This window comes from Gimesia fumaroli (assembly GCF_007754425.1).
Classification (GTDB): Bacteria; Planctomycetota; Planctomycetia; order Planctomycetales; family Planctomycetaceae; genus Gimesia; species Gimesia fumaroli.
Genome location: NZ_CP037452.1, coordinates 3,282,517 through 3,303,723, shown reverse-complemented (window position 1 = coordinate 3,303,723; position 21,207 = coordinate 3,282,517). Strand labels below are relative to the sequence as shown.

The following is a 21,207-nucleotide window of genomic DNA, read 5'->3' as shown; positions in this document are numbered from 1 at the left end:
AGTTTTAACGATTTCGGACTTTAGTTATTTCTTCAACCAGAGTTCCCTATTCACCACTTTTATTATAAACTAACATCCGCCAGTGAAACGTTTTGAGCCAGGGCAGCCAATCCCTAACGTCAATTTCTGACTCTGGTAACTATTGTTGATCACCATCGATCCCTAGAAATACATCATGGAGGAACTGTATGAGCCGCATTGCTCATGTTGCCTTAATCCTGTTGCTCGGAATTTCTATTCCCAAAGCAGTTGTTGCCGAAGACAATTCTGCTCCGAATATCTCGCTAGTCCAGATCAACGCCGAGGGTATGATTGCAGACCTGAAATATCTGGTTCTCGACTTGGCTGATGACAAAAAAGGCTGGAGAAATCTCGATGAACTGTTACCGACTTTTCTGGAAGGGATCGATAAACAGCGTCCCATGCGAATCGATATTTTACTGGGAGAAAATCAACAGGAACGGTATCGGTTAATTCTCCCCGTTGATGATCTCGGAAAATTTCGCGAAGCATTAGAAGTCTTCGAAATCTCTGTAAAAAAACAACGAAAAGGACCTTATATTCTGGGGAACCTTTTCCAGGGATTTATGAAATACCTGCAGGACTCTAAGTATGTCGTCATATCTGAAAAACTCTCTGAAGTAGAGGCAATCAAAGATCCGCTGAAACGGGTCCAGGAACTGTTAAATCAAAAATATGATTTTAGTGCCTTGATTACTAATGAAAAAGAAGGGGTCGATGCCCGTAAAAAATCAATGAATAACACCCGCAAACAGTTGCTGGCAGCTGTCAAGAAAAAGCGGGATGAGTCGGAAAATGCATACGAACTGAGAAAACTGGCCTTCACCCACCAGATGGATGAAGTCGAGCGACTTTTTGCAGAATCACAAAAGATGGTCATCGGCTGGACGACCGATGCTGCAGAGCATGAAGGCCGTCTCGATTTTACCCTCAAAGCAATCGCTGGTACGTCTTTGGATGAAAGTATAAAGCAGTTTGCTATAAAACCAAGCTATTTTGCCAAGGTCCCAGTCAAACAGGACGGTATTCTTAACGGCAGAATTAATCATCCTCTTGATGAAATGCGTAAAACAAATATTACGACATTCTATAAATTGCTCCTCCCCACACTTAAAGAACGAATTACGAATAATAAAAATCTGACAGACGAACAAAAATCGGCTGGCAGTAAAGTCGCTGAACTCGTGATTGAAATGTTGGACGCCGGTAAAGAAACATCGTTAATTGATGGCTTCATTGATACTAACGCAGATGGTGATAAATACGTGATGCTCGGAGGAATCCGATCAACAGATGGTGCTAAGCTCAAAGAAGTTGTCGAGCTCCTGCCGAAACTGATCGTGGGACAAACAATTGAGCTTGATGTGGTCAATGAAGAGTCGCTCAAAATTCATAAAATCAATATTGTAGAAAAACAACAAGCCGGATTTTATGAACTGTTTGGAGACGGAGAAGCACTCTATGTGGGCAGTACACCTGAGGCACTCTGGATGGCCGCTGGTTCTGATGCGGTTGAACGAATTAAAACGGCAGCTAAAACAGTCACAGAAGCACCACCCGAAATGATCAGCCCCAATGTAATTGAGCTGAATGTGAAGTCTCTTCCCTGGTTGAAACTGTTCAACAAAATTCGGAATCAAAAAGGGAACCAGGAACTCCGTGACATGGCATTAAAATCTCTGACCAGCACTGACGACACTTTCACTTTAGTGATGAAGCGGGAAGAGGACACCATCGACGGAAAGGCAAAACTCGATAAGGGAATTTTAAGACTCATCGGTAATATCATTGCTAAATTTTCCAAAGAGACACTCTAAGCAATTGCCTTAGGACAAAAACATAAAAAACCGCACAGGCTCTATTCTGTGTGGTTTTTTATTTTTCCTATTACCAATCGACGATGACTTACTAGTGGAAAATGTTTATGGGAGACTTGACCTCAAGATCAAATTCAATCCCAGTCGTCCATCATTTCTTCCAACGCCTCTTCTTCGGTTTTATCGAGTGTCAGGCCCGATAGCTGATCTTCAACCGAACTGGGTTTTGTACTTGCGCTGTTACCGGTGTTCGAAGTTAAATTCCCAGCGTCCCGCCGGTCTACATTACGGAGGGCTGCAGCAGCAGCGACAGGTGTAGATGCTGAATGCTGCCTTTTAGAAGAATTGGGAGTATTCGCAACTCCTGCACTGCCAGGTTGAGTAAATTTCCGTACTTTTTCCAAAAATTCCATCTTGGAAAAACTGGTTTTAATAATATAGTCATTGGCCCCACCTTGAATAGCAGCAACCACGGTTTCTTTGCTGGCATCAGAGGTTAACATGATAATTTTCGTCTGACTCAACACCGGATGTGAGCGGAAGGCTTTCAGCGTTTGTAAACCGTCCCATACCGCCATCTGCACATCGACAATGGCAATATCTGGAGGGTATTCGAGTGCCTTGTAAAATCCTTCCGAACCATCACTGGCAACAGAAACAATGTACTCTCTCCGCAAAAATGAAACCATCAAATTACGAAAGAGCGGGTCATCGTCAATTACCAGGACGCGGGCACTTGATTTTTCTGATGCATGTAGCATGAGAGGAACCTACTACCTATAAATCATTACTTAAGATTGGGACGATGGAATAATGGAATCAAAGACTTCGTTTAAGACAAGTAACATCTCTTGAGAGCGGTTATCGATTTCAATTTCAACTTTCTCACTCACTTTAAATTCTTGATCTGTTAACTCTGAATCCGACTTGACTAATAGTTCTGCATTACTCATGGCAAAATCTCTCGCCTGTTCTGACTAACCCAAGTGGTAAAGGACCAGATCACATATCCACTTATGTGATGTCCGTTGATAAAAAATAGGTCAGCTTTATCCGGCTGGCAGATGTTTCTGATAATTTTTGTATAGAAACAGATTGCTTCACTTCAGTATTCCACCCAGCCAGTAAAACCCGAACAGCAAGGCAAATCCCTCCACCAATAACATCCCCCCAGATTGATGAAACTACTTACTATCAAACCTGATAGTCCCATCCCAATCGGCTGGAGCGATTCGATTTGTACGGGTAATTTGCAAGGCCAGAAAGTCCTGGGCTCTATCTGAAGGAGGAATGTCATGCAACAACCGAAATGCCTCTTCCCATTGGCCTTCAATAAAACAGTCAACAGCTGTTTCGTAGCACATAATTTGTTCATTCGTAAGGGTTTCAGCCTGCCTCTCTGGAGGAACCAGTTCACTAACGATGACAGACCTTTCCATACCGTAGGGGAGAATTCGAGCCAGCTTCCGGACGCGTCCTTCCTGCTGATCCAGCTTACTCCTGACAATTTGTGCCGTCGCTTCATCCATTAAAACCGGCACTCTCAGATGTTTCGTCAGCCCCTCCAGGCGGCTGGCAAGATTGACCACCGGACCAAAGACAGAGACCTTGACCTGCTCACTGGTCCCAATCTTTCCAGCAACAGCTCTTCCATGGGCAATCCCGATCCCCATGCGGAAATCGGAAAGCGGGTGATCAGGCTGCAGCTTGATCTCTTCGAAAGCAGCACGAATCGCTAGAGCGGCACGGCAAGCATCCAATGGTGCCAAATCTGAAGAGAAGGGCCACCCCCAAAATCCTAATGCAGCATCCCCTTGAAAATCACCGGTTACACCTCCGAACTCAAGAATATGCGAGGTCATGATCCCTAACGCCTGACTGACTCGATCCAGCAAACCAATCAAGTCTTCGGATGAATCCTCTGCGTGCTGACTAAAGCCTCGTAAATCGCAAAACAGGACCGTCACATCACATTCTCGAGGCTCCAATATTTCTGTATTCAGATTGTCTCCGATCGCAGCCAGAATCGGAGGAGCAAAGAATTGTCTCAAACCTGCCTGCTGCCGTTCCAGTTGATTCAGACGTCTGACCGATTTAACAATGGATGCAACCAATTCCGTGAATTTCACGTCTGCCTGAAGATCAATTCCACTGGTCCCTTGAGGAATAGATGCCTGATAGGGGTGGTTCAATTCGCCTGCTACATACAATCCCCACCGAATCGAGTCACCATCTTCAATCGGTGTGCAAAATGCCCAGTCAAATTCAGCTACAGCTGTATAATCATCCTCGTCTTGAGCATCTTCTTTGGACGCCCAGACATGCAAAACACTCCGTCTACTCTTTTTTACTGCTTCCTGTACCAGCCGCCCACTGGGGTGGAAATTTCCCTGGGTCTGTCGTCTACGCTCCCAGAAGGGAACCTCTACTCGATCTTCAGCATTTAAGCGAACAACCGCGACAGCATCGGCATGCTTTACCCCCGACAATAACATTGTTACCAGCCGATGATACAGATCTGCCTCATTTCGCGCATCCATAATCAAGTCTGGCAGGTGTGCTAAAACATCAATTCGCTGGTCGGCATCACGATACCTGACCTTTAATAACTCATTGGGTTTGAAAGTCACCTCTTCTAAGGGAGATTCTCGCGGTGAGGCAAAGCTGGAAACCGAATCCATCAGCTGGAACGTTGTGGTACCAATTACAAATGCACTCCCGGGATTCAGCAGGAATTCATCCTGCTCCATACCAGCGACAAAAATCCGATTCCCTGCAGATGGAAATCGCTTCACGAAAACCTGCTTCTGCTGCACGGTCAAAAGCGCATGCTTTCTGGAAATCCGATCATCCCAAGGGACCGAAACCGGAGTATCCTGCGACCGTCCCAACTCAAGTTCCTGCCCGGGCTCCAAGCTGACTTTGCAGGAATTCTTAGGGTCCGCTCCATAGATCATTAATTCCAACAAGGAAATTCTCCCTCATATTCCAAGTGTATGGTTTCAGGAACCATGCGGATGACTGGGCCAACTCGCTGAGGTAGAGCCTTGATCGGAACGCTTCTCAGACTGCTGGCGAGACCAGTCCCATCCACGCCGTTCCGTTAAAACTCTCATGACAAAATACCAGACAGTGAAAATTAACAGGCAACTCGTTACCAGTACAATAATCCCATATTCAATGAGCCAGCTGCGCATCTCCGCTACAGGACGCAAAGCCATACTTCGCCGTTCCTGAACGACGGCCGTCCATCCCGTCGTACCGATGGGCGAGAAAGCTGCCAACCAGACATTATCCTGATCATCATCAGAGAGTACGGCTTCGACTGGATCATGATAGTCGTTCACCACCGCGGGCAGAGCACCAGACTGATTTTTCTGTTGTGCTAACCTGGATAATTGCAATTGATTAACATGCTTTTCCTTGAGAACCAAACGATCCACTTCTCCACGATTCATTTTCCGTAGGTAATTCGCTGTCATTTCCGGATGTGCCAACACTTTTCCATCACGGTTGTCAATCAGCGCAATCTTACGATCTCCGATTCGTTCAGAGTTACCACGGATACTTTCATCAAATCCCGTCAGTAACTGATCCAGATGCGTAGTTCTAGCTAAAACTCCCAGCACCTTTTCCTCTTTTAAATCCCAAACGGGAACCGCAATTGCCACCATCCATTGATTGGTCGCATCACTTTTAAAAACCTGACAAATATATGGTTCGGTAATCGGCTTAATACCTTTAGGAGCCTTACCCTTTGGATACTCCAACCCATGTCCATGAAAGTAGTCTCGATGAGAGAAATCCTGCCCAATCGTAGGTCTCACCGGATCGCGCCAGATTTGTGTTCCATTTGCATCGGTAAGAAACCAACTTGTATCTTGCTCTCGTTTTAATTCGGCTCGTTTTTTATCAACAATTTCTTTCTCTTGATTCAAATACTCAGATATCACCTGCAGCGTGGATTCCTCTGGTTGCTCTTTATCCTGAAACTTTTGAAGATTTTGCCGTAATAATGTTCTGGTAGAGAGGTCAACCATTTGCTCTTTGCGATCCTGAAGATCCCGTTCCATATATTGAGACAGTAAATTCGCAGAAATGAAATCACTGCTGAGTGCCCGCGCCGTCAAATTTTCCCGAAACTTATGAACCATTTGATTGACGGCTGCTCCCGCTACTGGTATCAAGCCTAAAATCAACAAAAGAGGTCCGATGATCCCTAATGCAATTAAAGGTCGGCGAGCCCGATGCTGCTCTCGTTGAAGCAAACTGCTCAGCACAGCCTGAGCATTAGGAAACCGCTTTTTCGGATCTGGTTCCAGACAACGATCAACAATTTCAATTAGACGCCGGTCGACTCCGGAGACCTTGCGGTGTTCAGCAGGACGTGGAGATGTTCGAATCAGATCACGATAGGCTTCCAATTTTTCTTCAAGCGAATTCAAATTACGGATGGCCTGTTCATTTTCCGCCGTACGATAGGGAGCCTTCCCACACAACATATGATAGAGCAGGGCACCCAGCGCATAAACATCCCACCGCGAGTCTGGAACCGCCTGCAAATCAGCCTGCTCGGGGGCCATGTAATACAATGTCCCCAGAGAAGGGCTTTGTTCGTCTGAAAGACGGGACTGCCCGAAATCACAAAGCCGCGGTTCAAAATTGGCATCAAGCAGAATATTCGCCGGCTTCAAATCACAATGCAAAATCCCTCGACCATGCGCGTGTACCAGTGCCAGTAAAACCGTTTTGGCAATTCGCACCGCTTCAGAAACTGGTAAAGGCCCTGCATCCAAAAAGGAAGAAAGAGAGCCGTTCTCCAGATATTCCATCATGTAGTAGGGAGGATCGCTATTCCAGCCAACCCCCTGCAAACTGATAATATGGCGGGATGTATACAACTCCGCCAGCTTCTCTACTTCCCGATTCAATAGCGACCAGTCCAGCCCCCGGCGATAGGTATAAAACTTAATCGCGACATACTTACCCGTATTTTCTTCCTGAGCCAGCCACACTGAGCCATAAGAGCCTTCTCCCAGAGACCGTATCATGTCAAAACCGGGAACTTTTGTGGGAAGCGAGAATCTGTCTTTGCTCAAATGAGCCGCATGCACCTGCTCCTCAGGTGATTGTTTCAGAGTTCCCTCCAGCGATTCTAGATCGTCGCGTTCTACCCCCTGGTGCGTCTGACCAGAAATGGCTCCCTTCGCTGGCTGAGGTCTATTTTCTGGTGGTTCTGATTCATTCATAGGGAAAAACAGCTTAAATAAACCCTGCTTCCGGAAGGAAATTCCCTGCGTGAAATCAGTCTGGAAACACGCAAGGAGACTTTCTCTATTCTATGCAACAAACGTGTTCCCCTCAATGATTAATTCGATAACGTAACTTATTGATTTTCAAGGTTTTTCTCCCTTAGAAGGCTGTAAAATTCAGGTCCCTGTTAGTTGTGAATTTGCATGAATTTGACTACAATTTGTAGATGTTTTAAGGACTGGAATTCTGTAACGAATTACTCAGCTTTTCAACTTGGTTTTGAGAGAAAACGGCTCACCCAATATCGAGCTTGTTTCAATGAAACGGGCTTCCATTTCAACAGAGTTGAACCGTTTCTGAAGTTTCTAAGTTAGTTCGCGATGCGTCTTCCATAGTGACCGCTCTCACTGGGCATGCACATTAAGAGCTAATCGCAATCAAATAACCACTAAAACCAAATACTATCAGTAGTTAAATTCCTTAAGGAGAACAAGGATTGGCTAGCGACAACGGCGAAGAGCCGAAAATTGATGCAAATATTAAATACCTGGATATCCAGGACGAAATGCGCGACAGCTATCTCACTTATGCAATGAGTGTGATTATCAGCCGCGCTTTACCTGATGCACGTGACGGATTAAAACCATCACAACGCCGAATCCTTGTCGCCATGAACGATTTGAACCTCGGAGCGAGTTCATCACGGGTAAAATGCGCAAAGATTTCCGGTGACACCAGTGGTAACTACCACCCTCATGGTGACGGATCAATTTACCCAACACTGGTCCGCTTAGGACAAGACTGGGTGATGCGCAACGTCTTGATTGACAAACAGGGGAACTTTGGGTCTCTGGCTGGATTACCTCCCGCAGCCATGCGTTACACGGAAGCACGACTTTCTCCCGTCGCTGCGGAAATGCTGGACGACATCAATCGGAATACGGTTGATTTTGTTCCGACATACGACCAGCGAAATGATGAGCCCGTTGTTCTCCCTTCCAAGTTTCCCAACCTGCTGGTCAATGGTTCCAGTGGGATCGCGGTCGGTATGGCTACCAGCATTCCCCCTCAGAATATGGGAGAAGTCTGTGAAGCGGTCACACTATTGATCGATCATCCCGAAGCGACCATTGATGACATTCTGCAGATCATGCCTGGTCCGGACTTTCCCACCGGCGGCATTATCTGTGGTCGCTACGGAATCAGAAAAGGTTACGCAACAGGGCGATCGACCATCACACTCCGTGCCCGCACTCACTTCGAGACGGAAAAACAGTCCGATGTCATCGTCGTGACTGAAATTCCTTACATGGAAACGCGTGACCGAATCCGGGAAAAACTGGAAACCCTGGTTCGCGATGATCGCGTTAAAGGAATCTCGCGCATTGTCGACCTGACAGACCGTAACGTCCCCCCCTGGAAAGTTCACCTGCAGATCATTCTGAAACGGGATGCCGACAAAGAAGTCGTGCTGGCACAGTTATTCAAATTTTCTCCGCTGCAAAGCACCTTCAGCATTATTCTGTTGGCTCTGGTAGGAAACCGACCGGAAACCCTGTCTGTCAAAGAATTAATTCAGCAGTTTATCCTGCATCGCATTGACGTCATCCGCCGACGAACCGAATTTCTGCTTGCCGAGGCACGCAAAAGAAAACACACGGTCGAAGGCTTGATGATTGCGCAGATTGATATCGACGAAGTCATCAAAACGATCCGCAATTCCCCCAGCCGAGCTGAAGCCAAAGTCAGTCTACAAGGCATGCAGGTTGATGGTAAGCTAATCGAACGCGCATTGGGAGATGACGGATTTCAGGAATACCAGAACGAACAGGGAGTTCATGAATATTACTCTCTGTCAGCAAATCAGGCTGAAGCCATAGTCTCAATGCAATTAGGTTCACTGGCAAACCTGGAACGCGAAAAATTAAGCGATGAACATAAAGAACTGCTTAAAGCCATTTCGGAATATCTATACCTACTGTCTGACGAAGATCACATCCGTGCTGTCATTCGTGATGATATGTTGCACCTCCAAGGCAAATACGCTGACAAACGGCGCACCGATATCAACGATGATGAATTGACCGATGTCAACCGGGACGATCTGATTACAGAAGAGCCCATGGTCGTGACTCTCTCACAACGAGGTTATGTCAAACGTACCCAACTCAATACCTACCAGGCACAAAACCGGGGCGGAAAAGGTATCAAAGGAGCTAAAACGGACGAAGAAGATCCAATAGAGCATCTCTTTGTTGCCAGCACACACTCCTACCTGTTGTTTATCACCAACAGGGGACGCGTCTATTGGTCTAAGGTCTATGACCTCCCGCTGCAAGGACGTACTGCCAAAGGACGTGCGCTAGTCAATCTGCTCTCCCTTCAGGAAGACGAAACCGTTTCCAATTGTGTTGCCGTACGGGAGTTTGATGAAGAGCGATTCCTCGTCATGGCAACGCAAAATGGCATCATAAAAAAGTCACCGCTTTCTGCCTACAGTCGAGTACAGCGCGGCGGCATCATCGCCATCAAACTCGACGACGATGATGAACTGGTCGAAGCGATGATCGTATCCCCAGGCGAAGACCTGCTGCTGGCGACTTCAGAAGGAATGTCGATTCGCTTTGCTCAATCTGACGCCCGCAGCATGGGCCGCAATACCCGTGGCGTGAAAGGAATCAAGCTCTCCAAATCAGGGCACGTGATCGGTATGGTGATTGCTGATCCTGAAAACTGCTTATTAACAGTCTGTGAAAATGGGTATGGTAAACGGACTCCCTTTGGCTTCATCCCCACATCGGAAGAAACGGATGAAGAATTACCTGAAACAGAAGAAGAGGTCTCCGCCAGCGACAGCGACGTGGAAGAAGAGACAGATGGAGAACAGGAAACTCGAAGCGGCATGCACTACCGCCGTCAAAAGCGGGGAGGCAAGGGAATTCGGGACATTCGCACCTCTGCCAGAAACGGTCAAGTTGTAGATATCCTGTCTGTCGCTGAAGATGATGAAGTTCTCATGGTGACTTCAAATGGGATCATCCAGCGCGTTCGAGGACGAGAAATCAGTCAGGTTGGTCGCAACACACAAGGAGTGCGCGTAATCAAACTGGATAAAAACGACAAACTCGTCTCACTGGCACGAATTCCAGCTGAAATCGTCGATGAATCGGAAAATGGAGAAACAACGACTCCCACAAACATAACCGAGGAATCTGCGACAGAAGGCACAATAACTAACGAGGACTCGACAACCGAAGAAAATAATCCGACATCGGACCAGGAATAATTATTTGCATCCAGGAGATGGCGTTTGTAGTTCCTGATAAGAATAGAGATTGCAATGAAGCAGATATTAGTAACCGGTGGTTGCGGGTTTATCGGATCGAACTTTATCCGGTATCAACTTTCAGAGTACCCGGGACAATCAATTACAAACCTTGACAAGTTGACCTACGCCGGCAACCTGGAAAACCTGAAAGAGTTTGAATCACACTCAAGATATCATTTTGTCAAAGGCGATATCGCCAATCAGGATCTTGTTGAATCTCTATTGAAATCTACCAGCTTTGATGCTGTTATTAACTTCGCTGCGGAATCACACGTTGATCGCAGCATCCTTGATTCTAGTCCCTTTATCCAGACTAATATCGTAGGCACTCAAGTCCTGCTGGATGCAGCTCGCAAGCAGAAGATCAATCGGTTTCTTCAGATTTCCACGGATGAAGTTTACGGTAGTCTGGGCGCGGAGGGTTTGTTTACAGAAGAGACCCCTCTTGCTCCCAACAGTCCTTACTCCGCATCGAAAGCATCCGCAGATCTGCTGGTGAGAAGTTATGTCAAAACCTTTAACCTGCCGGCAATTATCACCCGCTGCTCTAATAATTATGGCCCATTTCAGTTCCCGGAAAAACTGATCCCGCTTTTCATTTCTAATACCTTGGAAGAGAAACCATTGCCGATTTACGGTGAAGGGAAAAATGTCCGTGACTGGATCCATGTTCTCGATCACTGCAGGGGTATCGATGCCGCGATGAGAAGAGGAGAAGCAGGCCAGGTTTACAACTTCGGCGGCAATGCGGAAATGCAAAACATAGAAATCACACGCTTGCTGCTCAAATTACTAGGAAAACCAGAAACGCTGATTCAACATGTCAAAGACCGCCCGGGACATGATTTGCGATATGCCATCGACTGTCGAAAAGCAGAATCAGAATTAGGCTGGAAACCAGAAACGGAATTCCATGCCGGTTTAAAAGCCACAATCACTTGGTATCAGGAAAATCGGGACTGGGTAAATCGAATTCGCTCTGGTAAATACCTGAAGTATTACGAACAACAATACGGAAACCGTTTAAACACCTAGCAGTTTACTTCGTGTGAACCTGGAATAACAAACAGCGCGAATAAAAGATCACTGTCCGAAAATCACGGCTGAAGTAGAAAAACTTGAGAGCATTATGAAAATTGCAGTCATTGGTACAGGATATGTTGGCTTGGTGACAGGGACTTGTTTTTCCGAGAGCGGAAACGATGTGACCTGTGTCGATATCGACGAAACAAAAGTCCAAAAACTACGGTCCGGAGAAATTCCGATTTATGAACCTGGCTTGGAAGAAATGGTTAAGCGAAATATCAAAGCGAGACGGCTATTTTTTACAACCAACTATGAAGAAGCAATCCCTGAAGCAAAATGCATCTTTATCGCCGTAGGAACACCGCAAACAGAAGATGGCTCTGCCAACCTGGATAGTATCTGGAAAGTGGCAGAAACCCTGGCCCCTCTCTTATCGAAAGAGGCAATTGTCATTATTAAAAGCACGGTTCCAGTTGGCACTAACCGGAAACTGGCCGCGCAACTGAAATCACTGACAGGCAGAGAAGTCGATGTAGCATCGAATCCGGAATTCTTAAAAGAGGGCGCCGCGATCGATGATTTTTCCAAACCGGATCGCGTTGTCGTCGGCGTTTCACGACCTGAGGTTTCCGAGGTTTTACACGAACTCTACAAACCATTTCTACGGACAGAACACCCGTTTCTGTCAATGGAACTGGAAAGTGCAGAGATGACGAAATACGTCGCCAACTGCATGCTGGCAACGAAAATCAGTTTCATCAATGAAATGGCCAACCTCTGTGAGCGCGTGGGAGCCGATATCAATCAGGTACGTCGTGGCATCGGTCACGACCAGCGGATCGGGTTTTCATTTCTGTTCCCGGGAGTTGGCTATGGGGGATCCTGCTTCCCCAAAGATGTATCCGCCTTAATCTCGGTCGCTCGAAACCAATTGATGGAGCCTACGATCCTGAATGCCGTTGACCAGGTAAACACCTCTCAAAAAAGAGTCCTGTTTGAAAAAATCAATCGCTACTTTAAAGGCGACCTGAAGGGAAAAACTTTCGCTATCTGGGGGTTGGCGTTCAAACCTAAAACAGATGACATCAGAGAAGCTCCCTCACTTGTCCTGATCGATCAGTTATTAGAAGCAGGAGCCAGCCTGAAAGTTCATGATCCTGTCGCAATGGAGAACGTTAAAGCGAAATATGGAGAGCAACTTTCCTACTTTGATCATCACTATGATACGCTTGATGATGCGGATGCGTTAGTCATTGTTACAGAATGGAATGAATTCCGGCACGCTGACTTTGACTACATACTCCACAAGCTGACAACCCCTGTAATCTTTGATGGGCGTAATTTATACGATCCAGAAAATATGACGCAAAAAGGAATCGAATACTTTGGAATCGGACTCAGTTCTGTCAAAGACAAATCATGAGTCCAAGACGTATCTGATTGCTGGCAAACAATTCTCAAACCACTTACAATCCAACTGGGCTCAATTTCGTTGAAAACGAATAATGCCTTGCCTGGAAACTTCCTGAAAGAAAACAGTATGGATCACGAACTGAAAGACAAATGTACGGGAATTATGGATCGCATCGTCAAACTACGAGACTCTCTTTGACTATGCTGCCAAGAAAGAACGCGCTACTGAAATCAATGAATTGATGGGCGCTGCCGGCTTCTGGGATAACCAGGAAAAGGCACAGGCGCTGGTGACGGAAATGCGTCAACTGCAATTGATCGTGAAGCCCTTAACTGAATTGATCAGCGGTGCAGAAGATCTCGAAGTGCTGCTGGAATTCATTGAAGAAGAGGGCAGCGAAGAAAGCATTCCAGAGCTTTCCACAACAGCCGATCGATTGGAATCATCCCTCGATCAACTGGAACTTCAGGCAATGATGTCGGCTCCTGAAGACGGTTCGGCCGCCTACCTCAGCATCCAGGCAGGAGAAGGGGGAACGGACTCGTCTGACTGGGCAGAGATGCTGCTGCGCATGTACCTGCGCTGGTGCGAACGTCGCGGCTTTAGTGTCGAACTCCTCGATCGATCTGATGCAGAAGAAGCCGGAATCCGCAGTGCGACAATTCGCATTGAGGGTGACTACGCTTATGGCTATCTCAAAGGCGAAACCGGTAACCATCGTTTAATCCGCATCAGTCCTTTTGATTCTGCTGGTCGACGCCATACGTCTTTTGCAGCAGTCGACGTCTCTCCGGACATGGGGGAAGTCGCTGAAATCGAAATCAATTGGGATCAAGATGTTCGTGAAGACACCTATCGAGCCAGTGGTGCGGGGGGGCAACATATTAATAAAACGGACTCTGCAATTCGTCTGACACATCTTGATTCAAATGTTGTAGTACAGTGCCAGAACAACCGCAGCCAACACAAAAACAGGGCGGAAGCCCGCAAAATGCTCAAGGCAAAACTGTTTCAGATTGAACAGGAAAAACGGGACGCAGAACTGGCAGCGAAACGAGGCGGTAAATCCAAAATTGGATTTGGAGGCCAAACAGTTCGCAACTATGTTTTACACCCGGAACAGTATGTCAAAGATGCTCGCACCGGATACAAAGCCGGGAATCCTGGCCCCATTTTGGACGGAGATCTGGATGGGTTTCTGGAATCATTTCTCCGCTGGGGTATGACAGAAAATTAGTCAACATCAGCAAAATGCCATGTTTTAAACTTTGAGACTGGAGGGAACATCATGCCGCGAAAAACCGTTAATTGCATCCTTTTAAGTGCTTTTTTTCTGACGGGTTGCTTGAAAGTCGAGCATCCTTCGCCTCCAGCAAAATCAAATGCAGAACCTAAGGCAAAAGAAGTGGTGGCTGAAAAAGCCAAACCGGAAGCCACTACCGAACCAGCAGGAAATCTCATCCCTGAGACCGGACTGACAGACGAAGAAATTGCCGCAGGCTGGATCGCATTATTCGACGGGCACAGCCTCTACGGTTGGAAAGCCAACAACGACGTCAACTGGCACGTCGAACAAGGTGTGATCAAAGCAGATTCAGGAAAACCCGGCCTGTTGTTGACCACCTCTCCTTTTGCTGATTATGAATTGAAATTTGACTTTCGTTTGACACCAGAAACCAATAGCGGCGTGTTCCTTAGAACAATTTTTGATCCTAAGGACCCCGTCAAAGATTGTTACGAATTGAACCTCTGTGATCAGAAAACCGAATACCCCACCGGAAGTTTAGTTGGACGCAGTAAGATCCCCAAGCCGGTTCCCGCCAGCCAGGAATGGCAGTCATTCGTTGTACGTCTGGAGGGTCCTAAAATCCAAGCGTCGCTCAATGGTAAAGAAGTTCTGAACTTTACAGACACCTCCAAGAATCTCCGTAAAGTCGGCTTTGTCGGTCTACAAAAAAATGCAGGTCCAATTGAATTCAGGAAGATTTACTTGAAACCTCTGCGTATGTCGACCATTTTTAATGGAGTTGATCTGGCTGGTTGGCGCGTGGTCCCCGGGTCAAAAAGTACGTTTGAAGTCGTCGACAGTACTATTCACGTAACAGCCGAAAAACAGGGCTATCTGGAAACCGAAGAGACTTGGGATAATTTTCTTTTCCAGGCAACAGCTAAATCCAATGGCACGGCTTTGAACAGTGGCTACTTTTTTCGCGCCATCAAAGGCTCTGAGAAAGGCATGGCCAATGGCTATGAAGTGCAAATCCATAACGGATTCAAAGACAAAGACCGTACCAAACCAGAAAACGCAGGCACAGGTGCTATTTTCAGAAGATCCAAAGCCCGGCGTGTGGTCTCGAATGACCATGAATGGTTTACCACAACCCTTTCCGCCTATGGCTCGCATATCGCTGTCTGGATTGATGGCTATCAGGTCACAGACTGGAATGATACCCGAAAACCAGATGAGAACCCTCGGAAAGGATTACGGCTGAAAGCAGGGCATATCAGTCTGCAGGGTCACGACCCAACGACAGACCTGAATTTCAAAGACTTGAAAATCAGCACTCTGCCTGCGGAATCGCCTTAGTCTGCAAGCTGCGTTTGACGGCCTGAAACAATTCCTGTTCTGGTGCGACCTTACAGATCACAGCATCAATGCCCAACAGCGTTGCTGCTCTGATCGTTTCCGGGTGCGCCAGGCCCATGACCCCAATGACCGGAGACGACTTAGCCTGCAAATCGAACTGGCTCGCTACCAGTTCCCACGGATCCAGATCAACAAGTATCAGATCCACCTCATCGCTACAGGAGCCCCGCGCAATCCGCCCCCCCCAGGAATCAATCATCTCTTCCAACATCAATTGATATGCACGGTCACCAGAATCGACTTGGATCAGGGGAGTGTTCCCTTCAGAATTGAGCTGAAGTACAGAGCCAATTGCTTCTACCAGAAAAATCTCATCGCGACCTGCCGTCAGGGGAAATGCATCTTGATTTCCCTGGATAATGTCCCATTCCAGTTGTAGACGAGTCAAAACCGACCTGGCAGGAACGCGGATACCTAAAGGCCAGATTGTTCTGGTCCGACCATCGGATTCACACCAGGCACTATAACTGCAAACAAAACGGGAAATCGGAAAACGGCTAACCAGATCATTTAAAGTATTTGGTGAGAATTCATCCGGCCAGTTCTGACAGATCAAGATTAAATCGGGAAAAGCGACCTTATTGGGAATTGCCTGCAAATCGATAAACGAGATGATCTGCGCTTCGGTGCAGATTTCATGTACCGCATCCAGAACAGGGCGCATTTCATTGGTTTGATCGTTCCCAATAATCAGCACCATTTTCCGTGGAGAATTATTCATCGGCCAATAGTTTCTTGTAAAAAAAGCACACCAACATTCACTTTCGACCAGCTTTATACCCTAAATTACCATTTGAAGAAAAGCCCGCTCTTGGAATCCATCTAAGATCACTCAAGCCAGATCTCTCTTGCGAAAACTGCCATTTTTTGCCATAAATCACTCTGTTCTGAGTGGAATGGTTGCCGCCAGAAGAATTAGACACCACAAGTAGTTACACCTGCAGCAATTTTGACGTAGAAAAGGATTTCTTCACTTTGCTCGACCCTCCCTCCCAAGAGCTGTTACAGCGTTTAACAAAGCTCAAGCTCTGCACAGCAGCAGATCTGAGGCGTTGTCGGCGGCGCGTCAAGAAATTAGCCCGGGGAATTCCTGCGTTCGACTCCGTCTGGATTGATGCACTTGTCCAGGCACAAAAAATCACTCCTTTCCAGGCGCGCACACTGGAATCAGACACGCCTGAACGCTTGGCCGTTGGTCCCTACTTATTAATTTCGGAGTTAGGCCACAGCCATAAATCCAGTAGCTTTGTAGCCAGTGCCCCCGAGAGCACAGAAAATTGCGTGTTAAAAATTACCAGACCCCAAACTGATAATCTGACTCAAATCCAGCAAAACTTTCAGAACCTGTTGAAACGCCTGCAGGGTGCGCAGCACCCCTCTCTGATTCTGCCACGAATCATCAAACAACTCCCACAGCAGTTCGTGATCATCAGCCGTTATCTTCCCTCAACCACAGTCTCTGAGCTGCTGATCCGTCGAGGCCGATTTCCCGTACAGGTCGTACTCGCCATTGGTGCTCAGTTACTCGATGCATTAACGATGCTGGAAAAACGGAATGTGATTCACGGCGATATCCGTCCCTGGAATGTGCGACTTGCTGCCGACGGAACTGCTGCCCTCGTCGATACAGGACTCGAACCGATCCTCTCACCCGAGCTCACTATTCATGCTTCTCTTCCGCCGCGCTGTTATGATGGAATTGCCCCAGAGCTGATCGGTACGGGCCATCACCCGAATTCACAAAGTGATCTGTATGCCTTAGGCTGCTTACTCTGGGAACTATTGGCAGGACGACCTCCCTTTACAACCGGAGACCCTCTTGCCAAACTCGCCTGTCATCAAACCAAAACCGTACCCGATATTCGTTCATGGGCACCGGAAACTCCTATAGCGATCGCCGAGGCACTGACGAAGTTTGTTTCTTCAGATCCACAGCAGCGTCCCGCTAACATGCAAGAGGCACTTAAGCTTTGGCCGGCTCAGCCCCAGTCTGCACGCAAGCCTTTAATGAAATTCCACGCCTCTTTCCAGAACCAGACACCCCGAGTACAAGCTGATTCAACGTCTGGGAAAACAGGCCGATTACCACTGATTGCAGCACTGATTTTTGTACTTTCCGGTTTATCTCTGACGCTCCTTGATGAAGGAGCGCGTAACCAGTTATTAAAAATCACCTCTCAGGTTTCATTCAATCAACAGACTGTGTCTGAGAATCCATCAATGCCCGCAGTTGCGCGGGACGACAGTCCCGCTGACTCTGAGCAGATCAGCAAACAATTGATTCCGCCCCCCGACGAAAATGGAATCATCCAATTAGATTTATCAACTCCTTATGAATCGACAAAAATTACTACCGTAGGTCCACTGACGATTAGAGGAACTGCTGATACCCCTGCGATCATTCATGTAGAGAACGAAGCTTTCAGCGTTGTGGCAGAGCAATTGCATCTGGAAAATGTGATGCTCATTAACCACTCCAGTGATCCCCAACTCCCAACCAATCCTGCAGAAAAAAAACAGCCTGCCACACTTTTAAACGTAAGCGTTCAGGGCTTGACTCTCAAATCCTGTTTCTTTGCACAACTGGACGATCAACGCGAGTCCGCCACATCAATTAACCGTAGTGCTATCTACTGGAAACCCATCGATTCCCAACAACGCACGGGATGCCAAATAGAAATTCATAATACCGTATTTGCAGTCCCCAAGCATGCGATTTACCTGACTCAAAGTCCTCATAGCATTTCTTTAAGCAACTGTCTGAACATCACTTCACATTCCACGCTTTTTTTCGAACAGCCACCCGAAGTTGACCAGCAAATCAGCATCAGCCTGAAACATGTCACCCTGCGTAAGTCAGGCCCGCTACTCTTGTTTCACTGGCGTGATGAGAAAATTATTCCGGGGGCCATTCAAATTGAAAGCCAGGATTGTGTTTTCGACTTAGCACAATCGGCCCTGATTCAGGTTCTGGGTTCGAAACCGCCCGAAAACTGGCTTTCTTCAGTCGATCTGGCTGGAGAAGGTTCGGTCGCTTCCTCAGACATTCAGATTGCAGGGTGGCAGACTGCTATCAAACAACCGTTTGAAGAACTAAATACGACCAGTATGTTGATCGAAGGGCTGTCTACCGGAAAATTTATATATGCAGCTCCGCTGAGTCTCACGCCGGCTGACTCCGTGATCACCGAAGCGCAGGTTCCTCGAAAATCGGCACATCTCCCCGGCATTCAGGCAGAATATTTCCCTGATTTTCTGTCTCGTCTGAAAACTCTGAAAAACTAAGAATCAGTCAGGAAGATCTCTGAGTACACTCCTTGAAGCGAGCAGGGGAGATTGATAACATCTCTTCAAGTCCTGTAGCAATATCTCTCAGTCGGGATCAACCAAATTTGGAATCTCCCGATCTGAACACGCACACGTTCAAATCTGATGTGACTATGAATATCGACCATGAGTATCGAACAGACATTTCCAGCGGCTGGACGCGTAAACATATTTTAGGACTGCAGGACCTTACCAAAGACGAACTCAATATCATTCTTAACCAGGCTGCAGAATTCAAACGCTTAGCTGCGATTGGTGAGACGAAATTAACTCCGCTCGCCGGAACAGTGGTTGCAAATTTATTCTTCGAGCCCTCGACCAGAACCCGCATCAGCTTTGGACTGGCTGCAAAACGATTGAGTGCAGATACGGTCGACTTTACCGCATCTGGCAGCAGCCTTTCGAAAGGGGAAAGTTTTGTCGACACAGCCAAAACGATCGAAGCCATGGGCGTTTCTTACGTTGTTGTCAGACACAAAACTCCCGGCGCCCCTCAACTCCTGGCCCAACATCTCAACGCCAATATTCTAAACGCCGGCGACGGCACTCATGAACATCCTACGCAGGCTTTACTCGATATTTTTACGATCCGAGAACACTTTGGAAAGATTGAAGGCCTGACAGTGACATTGGTCGGCGATATTCTCCATAGTCGGGTCGCCCGTTCCAACATTTGGGGACTCAAAAAACTAGGCGCCCACGTCATCGTCTGTGGACCGACTACCCTCATGCCCAGTGAACTGTCCCGCCTGGATGTCGAAGTTTCCCATAATCTCGACGATGTTATCGATCGCACAGACTGTCTGAATCTGTTAAGAATCCAGTTTGAACGACAACGAGGACACTTTTTCCCCTCGATCCGTGAATACGCGCACCTGTTTGGAATGAACAAACAGCGAATCAGCAAAGCCAAAGATGATGTACTAATCCTGGCACCAGGACCAATCAACCGCGGCGTTGAAATCACCCCTGACGTAGCTGACGGCCCACATTCTGTCATTCTGGGGCAGGTCAGTAATGGTTTAATCATTCGTATGGCCTGTCTCTATCTACTCCATCTACAGCGTACAGCTTCCTTGGGAATTCCGGGATGAAATCGATCCTTATCAAAAATGGCCACATCATTGATCCTTCACAAAATCTGGATGTGCAGGGCAATTTACTGATTGAAGATGGTAAAATCAAAGGCCTGTGTCAAGCGACAACGACTGCTGACGAAGTCATCGATGCCACAGGCCTGATCGTCAGCCCGGGCTTAATTGATATCCATGTTTCTCTCTGTGAACCCGGATTCGAAGAGGATGAAACGATTGAAAGTGGTACTGCAGCCGCTCTGGCAGGTGGTGTCACTTCCCTGGGCTGTCTGCCAAATACTTCTCCTGTAGTAGATGATCGTTCTTCTGCAGAATTCATTCTGCTACAGGCTGCACGTGCCGCCAATTGCAATGTCTTCCCTCTTGGCGCAGCAACCAAAAACAACGAAGGAAAAGAGCTCGCGGAAATCGGACAACTGGTTGCCGGCCAAGCCGTCGGCTTCACAGATGCAGACCATCCCATTGAAAACGCCGAGATCATGCGTTGTGCTCTGGAATATACGCGGATGTTCGACCGTCCAATTCTGAATCGCCCCCAAGTGCCCGAATTGACCGATAAAGGTCAAATGCATGAAGGATTTCATTCTACGGTCCTGGGATTAAAGGGAATCCCCGCGGCGGCAGAAGAAATCATGGTCAATCGCGATATTGCACTGGCTGAGCTGACTCAGGGACGCATCCACCTGATGTGTATTTCAACACAAAATAGTGTCTCCCAGATTCGCCGTGCAAAACAGGCGGGCATACAGGTGACTGCCGATGTCACCCCTCACCATCTGACACTGACAGACCAGATGCTGGAAACCTACGATCCAAACTACAAAGTCCTGCCTCCCCTGCGTTCTCAGGAACACATCGACGCCCTGATCGAGGGTCTCAAAGATGGTACAATTGACGCAATTTGCTCGGACCATACGCCGCATGCTTCTGAGAAAAAGACCGATGAAATCCTGGGAGCCGACTTCGGAATTATCGGCCTGGAAACTTTGCTTCCAGTCTGCATTCAGAGCCTGATCATTCCAGGGCATCTATCCTGGTCGGAACTCATCAGCAAGCTGACGCGTGGCCCGGCTAAGATTTTGGGCCTCTCAAAAGGAACGCTGCTACCTGAAGCCGACGCAGACCTCACTCTGATCAATCCGGAAATTCAATACATATTGGAGCCGGCTCACCTGAAATCATCCAGCCAAAATACCCCCTTTCTGGGAAAAGAACTGCAAGGCAGGGCGGAAATCGTCATTGTTTCCGGTGAAGTCCGCTATCGAGCAGAAAATTAAAAA

At 47.4% G+C, this 21,207-nt stretch carries 14 protein-coding genes; 9 read left to right on the top strand and 5 right to left on the bottom strand.

Going from position 1 to position 21,207, the window contains the following annotated elements:
* Positions 1-188 precede the first annotated feature (188 nt).
* Positions 189-1,838 carry a hypothetical protein gene (locus Enr17x_RS12490; RefSeq protein ID WP_145309171.1) on the top strand — a complete coding sequence of 550 codons (1,650 nt, stop codon included), beginning with the start codon at positions 189-191 and terminating at the stop codon, positions 1,836-1,838.
* A gap of 134 nt (positions 1,839-1,972) precedes the next feature.
* Here Enr17x_RS12490 and Enr17x_RS12485 read toward each other — a convergent pair whose 3' ends face one another.
* The 4 genes from Enr17x_RS12485 to Enr17x_RS12475 form a co-directional block, all read right to left on the bottom strand.
* Positions 1,973-2,599 carry a response regulator transcription factor gene (locus Enr17x_RS12485; RefSeq protein ID WP_145309169.1) on the bottom strand — a complete coding sequence of 209 codons (627 nt, stop codon included), beginning with the start codon at positions 2,597-2,599 and terminating at the stop codon, positions 1,973-1,975.
* Positions 2,600-2,629: 30 nt separating this feature from the next.
* Positions 2,630-2,791, bottom strand: a complete 162-nt coding sequence (locus Enr17x_RS29600; protein ID WP_198001126.1) for a hypothetical protein — start codon at positions 2,789-2,791, stop codon at positions 2,630-2,632.
* A 231-nt stretch (positions 2,792-3,022) separates the two neighbouring features.
* Positions 3,023-4,807, bottom strand: a complete 1,785-nt coding sequence (locus Enr17x_RS12480) for an adenylate/guanylate cyclase domain-containing protein (protein WP_232101034.1) — start codon at positions 4,805-4,807, stop codon at positions 3,023-3,025.
* A 33-nt stretch (positions 4,808-4,840) separates the two neighbouring features.
* Positions 4,841-7,087 (bottom strand): serine/threonine protein kinase, encoded by a 2,247-nt coding sequence (locus Enr17x_RS12475; protein WP_145309167.1) that lies wholly within the window; start codon positions 7,085-7,087, stop codon positions 4,841-4,843.
* Positions 7,088-7,587: 500 nt separating this feature from the next.
* Here Enr17x_RS12475 and gyrA point away from each other — a divergent pair, with 500 nt between their 5' ends.
* The 5 genes from gyrA (at position 7,588) to Enr17x_RS12450 (ending at position 15,446) form a co-directional block, all read left to right on the top strand.
* Positions 7,588-10,377, top strand: coding sequence for a DNA gyrase subunit A (gyrA, locus tag Enr17x_RS12470; RefSeq protein WP_145309165.1), 2,790 nt, complete (start codon positions 7,588-7,590; stop codon positions 10,375-10,377).
* 54 nt (positions 10,378-10,431) lie between these two features.
* A complete protein-coding gene (gene rfbB / locus Enr17x_RS12465; RefSeq protein WP_145309163.1) occupies positions 10,432-11,454 on the top strand; it encodes a dTDP-glucose 4,6-dehydratase in 1,023 nt (340 codons plus the stop codon).
* Between the two features lie 94 nt (positions 11,455-11,548).
* On the top strand, positions 11,549-12,868 hold the full coding sequence (locus Enr17x_RS12460; protein WP_145309161.1) for a UDP-glucose dehydrogenase family protein: 1,320 nt from the start codon (positions 11,549-11,551) through the stop codon (positions 12,866-12,868).
* Positions 12,869-12,985: 117 nt separating this feature from the next.
* Positions 12,986-14,096 (top strand): peptide chain release factor 2 gene (prfB, locus tag Enr17x_RS12455; RefSeq protein ID WP_198001125.1). Its coding sequence is split into 2 segments (ribosomal slippage): positions 12,986-13,054 and positions 13,056-14,096, totalling 1,110 coding nucleotides; the frame shifts between segments, so codons are not numbered across the junction.
* A 51-nt stretch (positions 14,097-14,147) separates the two neighbouring features.
* Positions 14,148-15,446, top strand: a complete 1,299-nt coding sequence (locus Enr17x_RS12450; RefSeq protein WP_145309157.1) for a 3-keto-disaccharide hydrolase — start codon at positions 14,148-14,150, stop codon at positions 15,444-15,446.
* Here Enr17x_RS12450 and Enr17x_RS12445 read toward each other — a convergent pair.
* Complete coding sequence (locus Enr17x_RS12445) at positions 15,418-16,227, bottom strand: hypothetical protein (protein WP_145309154.1); 810 nt, start codon at positions 16,225-16,227, stop codon at positions 15,418-15,420. The genes Enr17x_RS12450 and Enr17x_RS12445 overlap by 29 nt on opposite strands.
* Before the next feature lie 254 nt (positions 16,228-16,481).
* Between Enr17x_RS12445 and Enr17x_RS12440 the strand changes: the two genes are divergently transcribed.
* From Enr17x_RS12440 to Enr17x_RS12430, 3 genes are all read left to right on the top strand, one after another.
* Complete coding sequence (locus Enr17x_RS12440; protein ID WP_198001124.1) at positions 16,482-18,791, top strand: serine/threonine protein kinase; 2,310 nt, start codon at positions 16,482-16,484, stop codon at positions 18,789-18,791.
* A 155-nt stretch (positions 18,792-18,946) separates the two neighbouring features.
* A complete protein-coding gene (locus Enr17x_RS12435) occupies positions 18,947-19,927 on the top strand; it encodes an aspartate carbamoyltransferase catalytic subunit (protein WP_145309151.1) in 981 nt (326 codons plus the stop codon).
* Complete coding sequence (locus Enr17x_RS12430) at positions 19,924-21,204, top strand: dihydroorotase (RefSeq protein WP_145309149.1); 1,281 nt, start codon at positions 19,924-19,926, stop codon at positions 21,202-21,204. The genes Enr17x_RS12435 and Enr17x_RS12430 overlap by 4 nt, the downstream gene beginning before the upstream one ends.
* The last annotated feature ends 3 nt before the right edge of the window (positions 21,205-21,207 follow it).